Genomic DNA, 12,938 nt, shown 5'->3' with positions numbered 1-12,938 from the left:
GGCGGACGAGGCGACGCAGAGCGCCACACGCACGCACAATCAACAGCGCACCTTCGGCGGACGAACATGTATCGGAATCGCCGGAGTTTACGAAGAGACATTCAGCGCGAAAGCGCCTGGTCGCGCAACAATTCAACGAGATGCTCAGAGATTGAGAGAGGCACGGCTCATGGGGGGGCGTCGCGTGGGCGCCCGACCGCCTTGCGAGATTCGATTGATGGCGGACGACTATCCGTGGCGGCACGTGGAGCGATTGCGGCATTTAGGGAAGCTCACGTTTTCCAGGGGGAGCGGTATCCGTTTCGTCCTTGAGGTAAGTCAGCATGGTGTTGCAGGCGTCCTCGGCCTCAGCGAAGCTCTGGAGGGGCGAGCCTAAAACCCTGATCGCGCCACGGCTCGGGTCGAGCGGACGCCACGACGCCACGTAGCCCAACCTTCCGAAAAAGCCTGGACCAGTGGGGCTCTGGAAGCTGATCACAAACGAATAGTCGTCGCTGCTTGCGCTCCATATCTCCATGTCTTCGACTGCACGATGGAATTCCAGGGGCATCAGGGGCCGTTTGCCGGGCCAGGCGAGAACGAAACTGCTGCGGGCGGACGCCGGGCCGGATCAATACACCGCAGCTCTGGACAAGTTGTGTTTCGTCGCCAAGCCATGGCATCGCTTCCTTATACCCACGGCACACGAGGCGTCATTCCACCAGTACTGTCAAGACGTGTAAATGTGCCGGCTGAGAAGTCGTCGACGACGTTCGAACTTCACGGGGCGTAATTGCCAAGCTGGCAAAAGAGATATCGCAATATTCGAAGACCGAAGAAGGTCAGCATACGTTCGATTGCATCAGGGCTGGGTTGAATCAGGACGCGGAAGCGATGGAGAGGCTGGCTCCCCTTCGTCGGTATGCAAAGGTCGGGCAAGGAGCTGGTAGAGCGCGAGGAGACGGCGGGTCATTTCAGCGGCCTCGGGCCGGGTGATTTCTTTACCGTACGCTTCTTTATTGATCGCCCAGAACTCTTCGAGGCGCTCGGGTGAGGCTTCATGACCTGTTGGGAGCATGTCCCGATCATACAGATGCTGTTTGCGAAGCATAGACCCGGGGTTTTGCCACAACGTCGCACCATGCAGTCCTTGATGCGATTTCAATCCCGCCGATAACTAAGTCCATCCGGCACTACGGTTGCCATGCCTTCGGCTAGCGCGCCAGGACATTTTGAAGTCAGCGGTAGCCGCCGTGTCACCAGTACGCGCGTCTAGGGTGTTAAAGCAGGTTACATGAAATGTCCGGCAGCAAAAACTTCGCGCATTTCATTCTGAATTCACGAGACCGGATCTTAAGTTTCGAGAACCTCGTTGCGAACGATTGATCGTGTAGGCAACTTGTCAGCTAATAATAGCTCCTTCCGCGCCTCATCTCGGCGCTCATCCAGGTAGTCTGCGAGATCTTGCTGCCCTCAATGCGGTTCCGCATCTGTGCGCAGACTAGACTACTTCTCCTTCAGGTATTTTTCGACCTTTTTCACGGACACCCCGACAGTGCGAACAGCTCCCGCGAGCGCTTGCCCCGACACGCCAAAGCGCTTTTTCCAGTACTCTTTTTCATAATCCTCATTGAGGTTGATGCGGGTGCGGTCGCGGTAATCTGTTTTGCTTTTGTCGTCAGCCATCTCTTCACTCCCTCTGTGTTTATCTCGTCACCTGAACATCGCCGTAGTCTTCCTCGATCGGCCGTTCGCCGTCAAAATCTGTGTGGGCAAAGTAGGGGCGAGTCCCATCTGTGATCCTATTGATGGGTGCCGTAGCGATTGCCGGTTCTGGAGTTCACATAAGTGCCGCCACGGTGAGAAGAGCCGGAACCCCCAGCGAAGCTCCCCCCGTGGCTGGTTGTATGGTGGCCGCCGCCGTAGCTGACGCGACCTCCGTGCGATCCTCCGCGTGCGGAGGCGTGCTCATTAAGAGCGAGGAGCGTCATCAATGCTACGATCGTTTCAAGCGCTTTGGTCATTCGATCCCCCGGTTACTGACACTCTGGTAAGGCCAAGAGATTGTCGTTGTAGTAGCCGTCTGCGTGCGTGCGGACGTACTTGCTGGTTGGCCCGTTGACGACACCTACATCGGCGCGTTTCCCGCCCACCATCGTGAAGAAGGTGTTTGAGCCTTGTTCGATAGAGAGGATCACCTGCGATCTAGGCCACTTCCACCCGGTGCCACCGAGATGCGTGATCCCCTCGTGAGTATCGTCTCTGGGTTGCTTGTTAATGCATGTCACTTGAACATCGGCCATCCGAAAATCCTTGGTTGTAATCGGCCAATCAAAGCGCAACCGAAGCGGGAAGGCAAGTCGCAGTGCACCAGATCGCGCCAATATTTAGTTGGGGATACCAAGCGGCGATCTCTTTGCTGCTGTGGTTCAGGAGCCGGGCTTCCACAGCGCATTTCTGCGCTTTGTGGAGGCAAACTTGCAGGCGACAGGACTATCCGACGAGAAGGCCCCGAAAAGGCGGCGCCTGCACGAGCTGCAGCGGAGCGCATTCGCGGTCGCATGCAGCTCGCGTCCGAGTCGATCATTGAGGTCGGTCGTGAGTTGATTGACCAGAAAAAGTCCTCTTGGGCACGGGAATTTCCTGCCTTGGGTTGAGGCTGAGTTCGGTATGTCCGAGCGGAGCGCCGCAAACTACATGAGGGTGTCCAATGAACTTGGCTCAAATTCGCAGCGTGTTGCGAATTTGAGTTTCAGCGCTTTTGCTGCGTTGGCCGCTCCATCAACCCCGCCACTGAAAATCACGGACACCCAGCGAGTGAAAGACGATTGTCAGGTTGAATGTCGTCCGCCGCCGTCTTGATGTACTTGTACCCCTCGTGCGTGGCCCACACGACATCAACTCTGCGGCCGTTTTCTTCGACATAGAACTCCCACTCGTTGCTCTCGATGGTCTCGGATAGCCTGACGATGGATCGCTTCCACGGCATTCCGTCTGGGCTGATTGTCACCGTGTAACGGGTTAGCGTTGGTGCATGCGCTACGTCGAGCCGTCAACTTTGTGGCGTGGCGCCTTTGTCCAGCGCGTCCGCTAGCATCCTCAGAAACGGTTGATGCCAATCATATTCATCAGACAGCAGCCAGGCCGGTAGGCTGGCGACGTAGCGGCTCAGACCGATGACGCCCGCAAGCGTTGTGGGTTTGGAGTGGATCAGCACGTCTGCGTACTCCTCGAGAGCCAACCTCGTTTTCTCGCTGATTGCGTCGGCGGCATCAAATTCGGGTCCTTCGACAAGTTTTGCGGATATAGATACAGCGGCATCGTGTTGCGCGGAAAGCCCGCGGTGATGCTCAATCACCTCAAAGATCGAATCTAATTCAGTCGCCATGGCGCATTTGCCCCAGGCCACATGAGATCGACACCTACCGATCCTGGTAGGTGCAATGGAGACCATTGGTCGATACAGCTTGAGGGGCATGCCCGTAGACGCGCACTCCGCGCGGCATGTGCTTGGCAGTGCGGGCGCGATAGGGACAGCGTCGGCTACGCCGGATTCCGTCGACGCCGAGTCGCGCTCGCGCTGCTTCCGTCGCCAAGGTGGCTCACTGCAATATCCTACGGAGCCGTCTTAGCGTTCGCAGCCTGCAAATGCTTTCAAGTCCACCATTCAGTGGACAGGCCTAACAGGGAGCGGGAGTGCCGCCCGCGCGGCGATTTAACAGCAACCGCCGAACGAGCTTCGCGATGAGTGTTAACCGTAGCTCAGTCTCAGAGACGCGGGCGCGTCCCTGACGGCTTTTGATGTCTGTTGCCTACAAATTCTTGTAGTTGATGAGCACGGCATTCTCTACTCTGAATCGCTATCAAGCCACACCCAGTCGCGAGCCCAATCACGGCTGAAGGAGGGAAGGCGATGTCTCCACTGCAAGCAATCACCCGTTGGCTGGATTCACAAGATTTGGACATGCAGCTTGAGATCGCGGGCTTCGCGACATTCTTAACGTTTGAGCACGATGGCATGCTCGCTTTTGGCAGGTCGGAGCAGGTTGAATCTCTTCATCGTTGGCTGAACGAGCTCGACTTGGCTGCATGCATCGCCGCAGACCGAGCTTTGTCTTTTCGGGTTTACTTCGATTGCTTTTTCGGGGAAAGAATGACGGACGTCGCATGGAAACGAACCGAAGAGCTGGTGCGTAAGAGACTGAAAGAGGCCAAGCGCGACGGAAAATTCGCGGCTGCGCGAAAGGTCCAAAGGATGCTAGAGCTTCTGCCCGCTCGAAAAGAGAGTTGGAGGAAGGTCGTGACGTCCTGGAACAATTTGGCTGCGACTCACCTAACGGACCAGGCCATCACAAGTTGGAGTGCCGCTATGCCAAGGGCGACTCACGAACCATTCTTGATCGAAGCGACCAGCGAAGAGAAGTGAGGCCGAGCCACCGAGCGTACAACGCCTTCACGTAATCAACGGGGGAGCTGTGCCGCCGGATCATCCCGCCAAGCGCATCCATGAACTCCTGCCTTGGAGTTCGCCGTCTCGACGTCTAGCGCAATGTACGATGATCCTGAGTGGGAGAAGGCGCTGGGGGGGGTAACTCTTAACTACCCTTTACTTCCGCGACCGGGACTGGTGCGCCAACCGACCTGGAACACGTTTTTGCAGTTGGGGCAGGTGACCTGCTCCCCCCAAATGAGGCCAGTCTGAACTGGAATTTTCCAATTAAGATCCCACCGGGACGAGGAGAGTTCCATGAAGGCATCGAAGTTTTCGGAAGCGCAGATCGCGTTCGTTTTGAAGCAGGCGGAAGATGGGGCGGCGGTGGCGGAGGTCTGCCGCAAGGCCGGGATCAGTCAGGCGACGTATTTCAATTGGAAGAAGAAGTATGCGGGGCTAATGCCCTCCGAGATGAAGCGACTGCGCCAGCTTGAGGAGGAGAATGCCAAGCTGAAGCGGATTGTCGCCGACCTGTCCTTGGACAAGGCCATGCTGCAGGACGTGCTCTCAAAAAAGCTCTGAGGCCTGGCCGCAAGCGGGAGCTTGTCGACAAGGTGCGGAGTGACTGGAAGGTGTCGATCAGGCGGGCCTGTTCGACCCTTCGTATCGATCGCGCACTTTACGTCTACAAGTCGAAGCGCGGTGACCAGGCCGCCCTCAAAAATCGGATCAAGGACATCTGCGAGACGCGGGTGAGATACGGCTACCGCCGCGTCCATGTCCTGCTGCAACGTGACGGTTGGGCAGTCAACGTCAAACGTGTCTATCGCCTTTACAGGGAGTTGCGCCTGCAATTGCGCAACAAAACGCCGAAGCGTCGTGTGAAGGCCAAGCTACGCGAGGATAGGATGGAAGCAGGTCAAATCAATGAGACCTGGGCGATGGACTTCGTTCATGACCAGCTCGCCACCGGTCGCAAGATTCGTGTGCTTACCATTGTCGATATCTTCAGTCGCTTCTCTCCAGCCGTCGATCCGCGCTTCAGCTATCGAGGCGAGGATGTCGTGCTGACTTTGGAACGCGTGTGCAAAACCGTCGGCTACCCCAAGACCATTCGCGTCGACCAGGGGTCGGAGTTCGTCTCCCGCGATCTCGACATCTGGGCTTACCAGAAGAATGTCGTTCTCGACTTCTCCAGGCCGGGCAAGCCGACGGACAACAGCTTCATCGAATCCTTCAACGGCAAGTTCAGAAACGAATGCCTGAACACGCACTGGTTCCTCGGTCTTGACGACGCTCGGCAGAAAATGGAGGATTGGCGTAGAGACTACAACGAAGTCCGCCCACACAGCGCGATTGGCAACAAGGCGCCGATATCGCTGTTGAATGGCTCATCGGCGCCCCCGCCGGCATGAGCCGAACCCGGAAAATTCCAGCTCCAGCTGGCCTAGTTTTGGGGAGCGTTTCAAGCAAACAGCTGGGGCGAACTCAGGATTGGATAAAACTTGGGGGCAAGGTCAAGGCCGCCAGCTTGTTGCGGATCCCGAGATGCTTTTCGATCACCGCGATGCGTTCGAGCGCGTGGTCGATCTCTATGCGATAGCCTTCGATGTCCTCGACTTTTATTCTAAGGGCATCGAGATCGCGATGAACTTCGCGAAGCTCGCGTTCGATGCCGGTCACCTGTTCGCGCAGGTCGGCAATCTCCTTCACGAGCCTATTTTCAGCGCCCGTAATTTTGCCCTCCACACCGGCGAGACCGTCTGCGAGATCAGTCTTCGTCGCCATGTGCGCGATAATGAAATCGAGACTTTCCTGAACGCCATTCGGCTTCGCATTCATACTATGCTTCTATCTTATCCTGATTCAGGGCCTGCGCAAATGGCGTACCGCACGCCGCGTTGTGTAGATAATCAGGAGCTGCAGTGTGTGCGCCGACTTCTCGACTGAAGTACCGACGCAACGCTTCTCGAATCAACTCAGAGCGAGTCCGGCGCTCTCGCACTCTGACCCGCTCGAGCTCGGCGAGCATCTCGGGTGGCAAAGAAACCGAGAATATTGACGTAGTACGTGACATGAGTCGAAATCTAGCGGCCACGCCTCTCTGATGCACGATGGGTGCTTTTGCCAAATCGGCAAAATATGACTCAGCTGCGAGCTATGTTCGTGTTTCGCACTAAGTATGAACGAGTAACACTCGGCTGGGGCGGGAGGGATCGAACCTCGCTAAAAACCGTTGCAACCCAAGGGCTTCCTCAGGTCGCATCCAAGTTTTGATTCCTTTGACTCCCCGATTCGAGCTAGACTAGGTCAAGAAACTCGTCGCGCCATCACGCCATCCCCAGCTCACTGAATTCGTTAGACGGCGCACTCACCGCTTCTAAGCGACCGCTATCCCCCCAACATCAGGAGGCAGATTGTCGGGAGGTGATTTACTGAGGCTTGAGGTCGAGCAACCACATGACGTCTTGAGTTCGCTTCATCCAAGCGGACGTGTGCCCGCAGCGGTATCCGACGATTTCGGCAAGCAGATCGTACTCGTTTTTTAGATCTCGCGAGAAGATCGGCTCGTGGTGAGCGATTCTGTTCCTCAAATCTCTGATCTTGTCGGCCACATTTCGTATCTTTTCTCTGGCCGCTGCGACCGTCATCCCTTGAGGGAGGTTCGGATACTCTCTGCGCAAATAATGATTCCAAAGACGGCCGTCGTGCCGCCCCGTGTACATCGAGACCCAAAAAGCGAATTTGAGTTCTGCAATGACCTTTCCGGTCGTTTGCTGGGGCCGGGGTTGCCAATCTCGGGTAGCTACGAGTTCGCGCCGGGGGCTGAATCGCTGCAAGGACTGAGTGGTCGGCAAGCTCGTTTCGAAGGCTGTGGACCACGGCCAATCGGGGGAGAGGTAGGCTGATTCCGCTGCATTCGCGACCGCGTTTCTCAAGGAAATTTCAAAGACATGCAACGGATACAGAAATGCGGCGGAGACCTGCGCGTTCCAATGATATAGCTGTAACGCCTTGAGAACATTATTGTTTCTAGCGCCTAGAAAAGTTTGGAAACGCGGGGTTGATAAGACGACGGGGATCGCCATCTGCTCTTGAGCGCTAAAATTTTCTGTCATTTAATGCGCTGAAAACGCTGAAGTTTCGGGAGAAATTCGCGTCGAACATGCAATTTTGATGAGGTTCTCGTCAACCAAATGTTGACTTGGACGTTATAGGCACTACGGTCACGAGCATGCGCTTTGGGCCATGTGGGGTGTTCGCATCCTCCCCCCAGAGACAGTCGAAAAGGAAAGGGCGGCCCTAGCGGGTCGCCTTTTTCTTTTGGCTCTCCGACGCCTAGCGTGGAGCTAGCCGAAAGGGTCCCAAAATGCCGGGGGAAGGCTCGGTAACCCTCTGTTGACATTTTGATAGAAAATCGGATTTTGTTGTCCAGTGCAAATCACAACGGAGCTGGACTATGTCCGATAACCCGGCGGAGCAATTTACCACCGAAGAGGTGCCTCAATCGCTTTGGTCACTCATACCCACTACAATTCGGCGCGCCTACATCGCGGCCGACGCCACTATTGAGGGGGCGCCTTACCTCGGGACACCGGGTGGTAGGTATCAACGCGGCGACTTAATCATGCTGGCGGCGTCGTATGAATTTCAGAAACTGGTCAAGGCTGGCAGCCTGCCCTCCTTCGATGGAACATGGGAGTATTTCGCCAGGCCGACCGGCAAACATTTTGTAATGCTGACGTCACGCGCCCGGATCACGATCAACCAAGTCGAAGATCCCCGCAAAAAGCCTCGCGTAGCGGTGTTCCGCAACAACTACGCGGAATTGAACGAAGTTGGTTTGTTTGATGATTGGGACGAAAATCTAATCCGCGCTAGAGAGGAAGCAGCCAAGGACGGCGAGCGCCGATTGCTTCACATTCTGCACGGCTACCAAGACCTCAATTTCGCGCATCTTGCCTATCCACATCCGGAGCGCAATCGGCATATCTATAGGTCGCCGAACTTGATGCGGATGCCCCATGAGATGCCGCTGACCGATTTGCCGCCGCCGGAAGGCCCGTCCGAATCGCCCGACCCAGAAACGATAGAGAACATCCAAAGACACCTAAGGGACGATGAGTAAGCTAGTTGCCTTTCCAGACAGAACCACCGGATTTGTGCCACAGCGCTTGGTTGAGGCTCGGCTGGTGCGGCAGATGTCGCGCGCCGAATTGGCTCGCGACCTAGGGTTGACCGGGCAGGCTATTGGTTACTACGAGACCGGCGACCGACGACCCGACATGTCGGTCTTGCTGCGAATGGCTGAAATTTTGGAGCAGCCCGTTTCCTTTTTCCTGCGATCCAGCCCTTCTTTTGACGGGATCAGAGGGACACGCTTTTTCCGGAGCATCGGGACGCGGTCGAATAAGGTCAACTATGCACTAGATATCAAGACAAAATGGTTATGGGAGCTGGTCGGATTTATTGGGCAGAATATCAAGTTGCCAGCTGTCAATTTGCCCGATGTTCCGCCTGCTAGAGCAGAGTCTGGCTACACGCAGGCTGAGATTGATGAAATCGCATTGTCGGTAAGGAAGCATTGGGGACTAGGTGAAGGGCCCATTGCTAACGTCATAGCCCTGTTCGAAACACACGGCATTGTCGTAACTCGCTTCGAACTTGGTTCAGATGAAATCGATGCTTTTTCATGCTGGATACGGCAACGACCATATGTCCTGCTTGGCTCTGAAAAGAAATCCTCCTCCCGCTCTAGGTTCGATGCTGCGCACGAACTAGGGCATTTGCTTCTCCATCGCCACATTGCACAGGAAGACTTAGAGAATAAGGACGTTCGCGAACACATCGAAAGCGAAGCAAACATGTTCGCTGGCTCTCTTTTACTGCCGCGCAATGCGATGTTGCGCGAGTTCTACTCTGCTCGTTTGAAGCACTTGGAAGGCATGAAGGCTCGCTGGCGAGTGTCCATGCAGGCAATAGCTCACCGTGCCAAGCAAATTGGGATCATTGACGAGTACCAATACATCCTTTTCCGGAAGCAGATCAGCTTCAACCGCTACAATAAGAACGAGCCCCTAGATAACGAAATTCCCATGGAGCAGCCGCAGTGGCTCCTCAAATGCTGGAAGCTCTTGACCGACCAAAAAAAGGTGCGGGAGGCGGGGGTAGAGGACGAGCTAGGATTTTCTCTTGATTTGGTGGTGCGGTTGTTCGGTTCTGAACGCAAGGACGCGCGCCCGGCGGAGCACACGTCGCCCGGCGTATTCAAGCTGAAATAAGCTCGCTGCTTGCGACGAAGACGGTGCGCAACATGGTCACGAAGCTCTGCTTCAGCGCCTGCTGTCATCGCGAGCGGCGAGGTTCATCGGTGCTCTTGGTCAACAAATCAATCACTGAAACCCTGAGAGCGCTGGCAAACACTTCGAGTGTGCTCAGTGTTACGTTTCGCTCCTCGCGTTCGGCTGAGCCCACATAGGTCCGATGAAGACCGCAAGCGTCAGCTAACGCTTCTTGCGACAGTCCCTTCGCGCGTCGCAGGCGAACCAAATTCTGCGCCAAGATTCGCGTAAGCGTGGGACTCGGCTTGCGAAGCTGCTTAGAGGGCATGCCGTCATCCACAAGAAGAATGAGAGGCATGCTTGTGGGATGATGCCTTTGAATCTACAGACTATGAGTAGCTAAATGATGAGCGACTCATGTCATGACGCACGTAGATTGCGAAGCTCGCCGCCTGTGCCAGCATCCGGCTTGACGTTCTTCACTCGCAACAGGACGTTCCTGCGGCGCTGACACTTCTCTGATTATCTGCAAACAACTAAAAAGCGAGGATAGCGCCGCATGCACGTCTGGCTGGGGCGGGAGGGATCGAACCTCCGAATGGCGAAATCAAAATCCGTTGAGCGATGAGAGCATGGTTCTCCATGGCGACCGCTAACACACGGTTCATACCTCACTTTTTCCGTTAGTCCTGCACACTCTCCTCCTTGGGAATGCACCGCTACATGCGTTTTTTCTGAGGCTAGGACGAGGCTAATGCCGCGGCTGACTGATACGTCGCTCCGCTCTCTTCCGGTCCCGTCGAAGGGGCAGCGCACGTACCTTGACGATACGCTGCCCAACTTCGGCTGCCGCGTTTTCCAGGGCGGCACCAAGAGCTTCGTCGTCCAGCTCGGTCCAGACCGCCGGCTCATCACGATTGGCCGATACCCACTCATTTCGCTCGCCAAGGCGCGGGAAGAAGCGAAGCGTCGTTAGCGGTACGAGCAGACCACGGACCTGGCGTGGACGGCCTACGCGCCACGCTTGAAGCGCATAGGCATCCAGAACTGCCGCAGGGCCTCAACGGCTACTGGAATGTCGCGCCAGGCGTTTTGAGCGACGGGCAGCGTTCCCAGCGTGTGCCGGGCCGGGGGTAGCAAGGGCCGACCGGTGTCATCGATGCAATGGATCAGGATCGGCCGCAGCATAGCGTGTTCAGTGGCGTTCGGAGAGAGAAGGCGCCACCAGACGAGAAGCCGAAGCTTCATGACGGCGTAGAAGCCCATGCACCAGGGCTGCGGGTCGACTTCGCCGTCCAGCGATCGCACGAACAGCGGCTCGAAGCTCTCCGGTTTCGTCGACAGCGTCTCGCTGATCGCGTTGTGGCGCATCAGCGTGGCGGCGATCGCCGAGAACTCCTCGGTATCGTGATTGAAGGCGTCGGGATCTACGCCAAGGAGCGGGCATACCCATTCCTCGGACGCCATTGAGACCGGCCCGGCGACGACCGCGGCCACTACGCCGTCGAGCATGGAGAGCGATGTCGCCCGCGGACGCCGAAGCGCCGGCGCCCTGGCTCGCTCGCTCATCCATTGCCCGAGCTGTTCGAACGACATGGCATAGTCCGCCATCGTCGTCTTGGCCCGTTTTCCTCGCCGTTGCTTCGGCTTTGTCATGCTGCGGCCCGCTTTTCGGCTTCGCGTGCGGCCTTCCAGTTCCAGGCCAGAAGTTCGTGCAGCTGGTTGGCCTTCGTGGCGCCGCTCACCATGCGCTCGAGAACGTCGACGAGATAGGCCTCGGGGTCGAGGCCATTCAATTTTGCCGTGTTAAGAAGCGAAGAAAGTATCGACCAAGTCTCGCCTCCGCCTTCGTCACCACTGAACAACGAGTTCTTTTTTCCGATGGCAATCGGTCTGATTGATCGTTCGACCGTGTTGGTGTCCGGCTCGAGCCGCCCGTCGTCCAGGAATGCCGTCAGGCCCTGCCAGCGTTCGAGCATGTAATCAATCGCCTTGATGAGCGTCGACTGCCGGGAGATACCGTCTTTCACTGCGACCAGACGGGCCTTCAACGCCTCCATCAGCGGCTTCGTCTCGGCCTGTCGCGCCGCGTGGCGTTCCCCGGCGTCGAGACCGCGGATCCTCTCCTCGATCGCGTAGACGGCTGCGATGCGCTCGATGACCTCCGCGGCGAAGGGTGAGTTCGTCGTCTTGTGCACCCTCACGAAGTTACGGCGTGCGTGAACGAGGCAATATGCCAGCTGGATCTTGCCCGGTATCTTCGCATCGCCCGCCAGCGAGACGTAGGCGGCATAGCCGTCGACTTGCAGCACGCCTTCGAAGCCGGCCAACTGCGCCACGATCTCCTTCTTGCCGCGACCGCCCGCGAACACATAGGCGACCGCCGGCGGCGCCGGACCCTTCCACGCCCGATCGTCCGTCGCATGCGCCCAGAACTGGCAAATCCTCGTGCGGCCGCGTCCCGGGTCGAGCACCGGCATCGGCGTCTCGTCGCAAAACAACCGCTCAAAGCTGTGCATGGTCTTCAGTTGCAGATCGTAGAGGCTTCTTACCAGCCACGCCGCGCTCCCCATCCAGCGCGCCAACGTCTGACGGTCGACGACGACACCCTGGCCCGCCAGGATCTGCGTCTGGCGGTAGAGCGTCGATTGCCAGGCATATTTGGCCGCGGCGATATGCGCGATCAGCGCCGTCGTCGCCATGCCGCCCTCGACGAGCCGCGCCGGTGCCGGCGCCTGGACAATCGGGCCCTCACAGGCGCGGCAGGCGTATTTTGGACGGATCGTGCGCAGCACACGCAGCCACGCAGGAACCCGATCGAGCGCTTCGCTGCTCTCCTCGCCGATCCGATGCATCTGACCCGCGCAGCACGGGCAGAAGGTGGATGCCGGCTCGATCACCCGATCGACCCGGGGCAGATGCGCAGGTAGCGCGCCGATGTTGCGCCTGGGTTTGCGCCGCTTCGGTCTCAGCGCGGCCGGTTTGTCGTCATTGGCCGGGGGCTGCGCGCCGGCGGTCCGTTCCAGATCGAACGCGATCTGTTCGGCGCAGACGATCGCCGAGCGCTCCGATCGCGCGCCAAAGATCAGGCTCTTCAACGTGACGATCTCTGCGCGCAGATCGTCGTTCTCGCCTTCGAACGCAAGCACCATCTCGGCGAGAGCCGCAGGGTCACAGGGAAGATCTTCAGGGCGAAGCGCCATATCGCAGAGCTACACGAACACACTCGCAATCGCCAGCAACAA

General features: G+C 57.4%; 17 protein-coding genes. 5 read left to right on the top strand and 12 right to left on the bottom strand.

All coding sequences use genetic code 11. The features are described from left to right. Positions 1-262 precede the first annotated feature (262 nt). From ACNJYB_RS03205 to ACNJYB_RS03180, 6 genes are all read right to left on the bottom strand, one after another. Positions 263-550, bottom strand: a complete 288-nt coding sequence (locus ACNJYB_RS03205) for a hypothetical protein (protein ID WP_439372670.1) — start codon at positions 548-550, stop codon at positions 263-265. 291 nt (positions 551-841) lie between these two features. Further along, entirely contained in the window at positions 842-1,090 is a 249-nt protein-coding gene (locus ACNJYB_RS03200) for a hypothetical protein (RefSeq protein WP_439372669.1), read from the bottom strand. A gap of 395 nt (positions 1,091-1,485) precedes the next feature. Then, the gene (locus ACNJYB_RS03195) at positions 1,486-1,665 is read right to left on the bottom strand and encodes a DUF3606 domain-containing protein (RefSeq protein ID WP_439372668.1); all 180 of its coding nucleotides are present in this window, start codon (positions 1,663-1,665) and stop codon (positions 1,486-1,488) included. Positions 1,666-2,015: 350 nt separating this feature from the next. After that, positions 2,016-2,282: a DUF3892 domain-containing protein gene (locus tag ACNJYB_RS03190; RefSeq protein WP_439372667.1), complete on the bottom strand. Its 267-nt coding sequence runs from the start codon at positions 2,280-2,282 to the stop codon at positions 2,016-2,018. A 497-nt stretch (positions 2,283-2,779) separates the two neighbouring features. Then, the gene (locus ACNJYB_RS03185; protein ID WP_439372666.1) at positions 2,780-2,968 is read right to left on the bottom strand and encodes a DUF3892 domain-containing protein; all 189 of its coding nucleotides are present in this window, start codon (positions 2,966-2,968) and stop codon (positions 2,780-2,782) included. 63 nt (positions 2,969-3,031) lie between these two features. After that, on the bottom strand, positions 3,032-3,367 hold the full coding sequence (locus ACNJYB_RS03180) for a hypothetical protein (RefSeq protein WP_439372665.1): 336 nt from the start codon (positions 3,365-3,367) through the stop codon (positions 3,032-3,034). Positions 3,368-3,892: 525 nt separating this feature from the next. Between ACNJYB_RS03180 and ACNJYB_RS03175 the strand changes: the two genes are divergently transcribed. After that, the gene (locus ACNJYB_RS03175) at positions 3,893-4,405 is read left to right on the top strand and encodes a hypothetical protein (protein WP_439372664.1); all 513 of its coding nucleotides are present in this window, start codon (positions 3,893-3,895) and stop codon (positions 4,403-4,405) included. Positions 4,406-4,726: 321 nt separating this feature from the next. Next, positions 4,727-5,826, top strand: a protein-coding gene (locus ACNJYB_RS03170) for an IS3 family transposase (RefSeq protein WP_439372663.1) whose coding sequence is annotated in 2 segments (ribosomal slippage) — positions 4,727-4,979 and positions 4,979-5,826 — 1,101 coding nt in all. Because the reading frame shifts where the segments join, the coding sequence is not laid out codon by codon here. Positions 5,827-5,899: 73 nt separating this feature from the next. Here the strand turns inward: ACNJYB_RS03170 and ACNJYB_RS03165 are convergent. The 3 genes from ACNJYB_RS03165 to ACNJYB_RS03155 form a co-directional block, all read right to left on the bottom strand. Next, on the bottom strand, positions 5,900-6,253 hold the full coding sequence (locus ACNJYB_RS03165; protein WP_439372662.1) for a hypothetical protein: 354 nt from the start codon (positions 6,251-6,253) through the stop codon (positions 5,900-5,902). A gap of 1 nt (position 6,254) precedes the next feature. Beyond that, the gene (locus ACNJYB_RS03160; RefSeq protein WP_439375784.1) at positions 6,255-6,443 is read right to left on the bottom strand and encodes a ribbon-helix-helix protein, CopG family; all 189 of its coding nucleotides are present in this window, start codon (positions 6,441-6,443) and stop codon (positions 6,255-6,257) included. Positions 6,444-6,843: 400 nt separating this feature from the next. After that, positions 6,844-7,530, bottom strand: coding sequence for a hypothetical protein (locus ACNJYB_RS03155; RefSeq protein ID WP_439372661.1), 687 nt, complete (start codon positions 7,528-7,530; stop codon positions 6,844-6,846). Positions 7,531-7,871: 341 nt separating this feature from the next. On the opposite strand from ACNJYB_RS03155, the gene ACNJYB_RS03150 reads away from it, so the two are divergent. Further along, positions 7,872-8,540 carry a hypothetical protein gene (locus tag ACNJYB_RS03150; RefSeq protein WP_439372660.1) on the top strand — a complete coding sequence of 223 codons (669 nt, stop codon included), beginning with the start codon at positions 7,872-7,874 and terminating at the stop codon, positions 8,538-8,540. A 73-nt stretch (positions 8,541-8,613) separates the two neighbouring features. Next, entirely contained in the window at positions 8,614-9,693 is a 1,080-nt protein-coding gene (locus ACNJYB_RS03145) for a helix-turn-helix domain-containing protein (protein WP_439372659.1), read from the top strand. Positions 9,694-9,757: 64 nt separating this feature from the next. On the opposite strand, the gene ACNJYB_RS03140 is transcribed toward ACNJYB_RS03145, so the two are convergent. Continuing rightward, positions 9,758-10,021: a helix-turn-helix domain-containing protein gene (locus ACNJYB_RS03140; protein WP_439372658.1), complete on the bottom strand. Its 264-nt coding sequence runs from the start codon at positions 10,019-10,021 to the stop codon at positions 9,758-9,760. A gap of 426 nt (positions 10,022-10,447) precedes the next feature. On the opposite strand from ACNJYB_RS03140, the gene ACNJYB_RS03135 reads away from it, so the two are divergent. Continuing rightward, positions 10,448-10,669 (top strand): Arm DNA-binding domain-containing protein, encoded by a 222-nt coding sequence (locus ACNJYB_RS03135; RefSeq protein ID WP_439372657.1) that lies wholly within the window; start codon positions 10,448-10,450, stop codon positions 10,667-10,669. A 35-nt stretch (positions 10,670-10,704) separates the two neighbouring features. Here ACNJYB_RS03135 and ACNJYB_RS03130 read toward each other — a convergent pair whose 3' ends face one another. Further along, positions 10,705-11,349, bottom strand: a complete 645-nt coding sequence (locus ACNJYB_RS03130) for a UPF0149 family protein (RefSeq protein WP_439372656.1) — start codon at positions 11,347-11,349, stop codon at positions 10,705-10,707. Further along, on the bottom strand, positions 11,346-12,896 hold the full coding sequence (gene tnpC, locus ACNJYB_RS03125) for an IS66 family transposase (protein ID WP_439372655.1): 1,551 nt from the start codon (positions 12,894-12,896) through the stop codon (positions 11,346-11,348). The genes ACNJYB_RS03130 and tnpC overlap by 4 nt, the downstream gene beginning before the upstream one ends. Between the last annotated feature and the right edge of the window lie 42 nt (positions 12,897-12,938).

The sequence above is a fragment of the Bradyrhizobium sp. SMVTL-02 genome (assembly GCF_051853005.1).
In the GTDB taxonomy this organism is placed as follows: Bacteria; Pseudomonadota; Alphaproteobacteria; order Rhizobiales; family Xanthobacteraceae; genus Bradyrhizobium.
The sequence above is the reverse complement of the archived record's forward strand: the minus strand, read 5'-3'. Positions and strand labels throughout refer to the sequence as shown.